The following is a 1,640-nucleotide window of genomic DNA, read 5'->3' on the forward strand; positions in this document are numbered from 1 at the left end:
CTGGTCGCGATCTGCCCACCGTCGAACCCCGCCGCCACACCGGACACGTGGACCGCCCGCGCCGCCCAGGTCCGCGCCGAAGGCACCCAGTCGATCGTCGACGCGACGCTCGGCCGCTGGTTCCTCCCCGACTTCAAGGACATCGACCCCATCCGCCAGATGCTCCTCGACTGCCCCGCCGAGGGCTATGCGGCCTGCTGCGAGGCCCTCAGCACCACCAACCTGCTCCCGTCCCTCCCCGACATCACCGCCCCCGTCCTCCTCGTCACCACCGACGGCGACACCTCGGTCCCCCCGGAAACCGTCGTCCCCCTGGCCACCCAGATCCCCGGCGCCCACCTCGAAATCCTCGAAAACGCCGCCCACCTCGTCACCTACTCCCACCCCCACGCCATCAACCCGTTACTGCTCGCACATCTCGGGTAGCGCAGGGCGGAGCTGACCGGGGAGAATGGCCGCAAAGGGAGGACGGATGACCCATTCGGTGCTGCAGCCGGTCGATCCGGACCGACGCAGGCGCGGCAGCCTCTTCGGGCTGGCGACGGTGATCGCTCTGTTCACGTTCTTCCTCGCCGATTCATTGCCCGGCGCGTTCAATGCGGTGGCGGCGTTCTTCCTGGCGTTCGGCATCATCGTGGTTGCGTTCGCGATGCTGCTGGCGGTGGCCCTGCTGGTGACCCGGTTGCGGCGTCCGGCCCGGGTCGCCCTGACAGCGCTCGACGATCGGGACCAGCGGCGCCCGCCGAGGGCGACGGCGCTTGACGGCCCGGTGTTCCCGCCGACGCGTGGCGAGTTCGTCCGCGCGGCCGACGAACTGCTGGCTGCGGCCGGCCGGCTGGACTACGAAGGGCTGCGTCTGATCGAGGACGGCCTTTGGGACTTCGTCGACCTCGACCGGTGGGAGCGGCGCGATCCTCCGCTCCGACGGCTCCGGGAAGTCGGTCGCTTTCTTCCGCTGACGTTCGAGCTCGAGCACTTCATCGAGGTCGCCGAGCACGCGACCACGGAACAGGTCACCTACCTCCGGAGCATCCTGCGGGCGCGGCGGGACCTCTGGTGATCGACGACCTGACCAAGCTGCTCGATCGCGTCTCGTCGCCGTCGGATCTTGCTGTCGTCCTGATCGTCGGACCGCTCGGGTTCGTGCTCGACGCCGGCCTGAACGTGATCGGCTTCCTCTCGCCCGGATACGTCGGAATCAGCGCCGCCTGTATTGCGCTCGGAATCAAGAAGTCCGTCGACGCCCGGCTGCTGAGGCGTGACGATCGCAAGGCTCTCACCCGGCGACAGGCGCAGACGCGTGATCGTGCGGTGGCGTTCGAGGACCGTCTGCGCGCCGTCGACGCGCCGGTCGCGTTGAGCCGCCGGATGCGGGACGAGTTGGCCTTGCACGAGCGTGGCATCACCACCGACGAGCAGTTGGAGGCCACGTTGATCGAGTGCCTCGGCGAGTACCGGGAGTGGATCCGCACGACCTACGATTCCGGTCTGTCAGGCGGGCGGCGTTAGGCTGGTAGGCGCTCTGGACCGCTGACTGGAAGTGTTTATGACTGTCGAATCGCTGTTCCCGCGCCTGGAGGCGTTGCTGCCGAGCGTGCAGAAGCCGATCCAGTACGTCGGGGGTGAACTGAACTCGGTCA

General features: G+C 68.3%; 3 protein-coding genes. All 3 read left to right on the plus strand.

Translation table 11 applies throughout. The features are described from left to right. Nucleotides 1-426 (plus strand): alpha/beta fold hydrolase (locus tag VG502_RS07145; RefSeq protein WP_325549345.1); only part of this gene is annotated, 426 nt, incomplete at its 5' end. A 46-nt stretch (nucleotides 427-472) separates the two neighbouring features. Then, nucleotides 473-1,060 carry a hypothetical protein gene (locus VG502_RS07150; protein WP_325549346.1) on the plus strand — a complete coding sequence of 196 codons (588 nt, stop codon included), beginning with the start codon at nucleotides 473-475 and terminating at the stop codon, nucleotides 1,058-1,060. Then, entirely contained in the window at nucleotides 1,057-1,509 is a 453-nt protein-coding gene (locus VG502_RS07155) for a hypothetical protein (RefSeq protein ID WP_325549347.1), read from the plus strand. Before VG502_RS07150 ends, VG502_RS07155 begins: the two co-directional genes overlap by 4 nt. The last annotated feature ends 131 nt before the right edge of the window (nucleotides 1,510-1,640 follow it).

The organism is Flexivirga sp., assembly GCF_035551235.1.
Classification (GTDB): Bacteria; Actinomycetota; Actinomycetes; order Actinomycetales; family Dermatophilaceae; genus Flexivirga.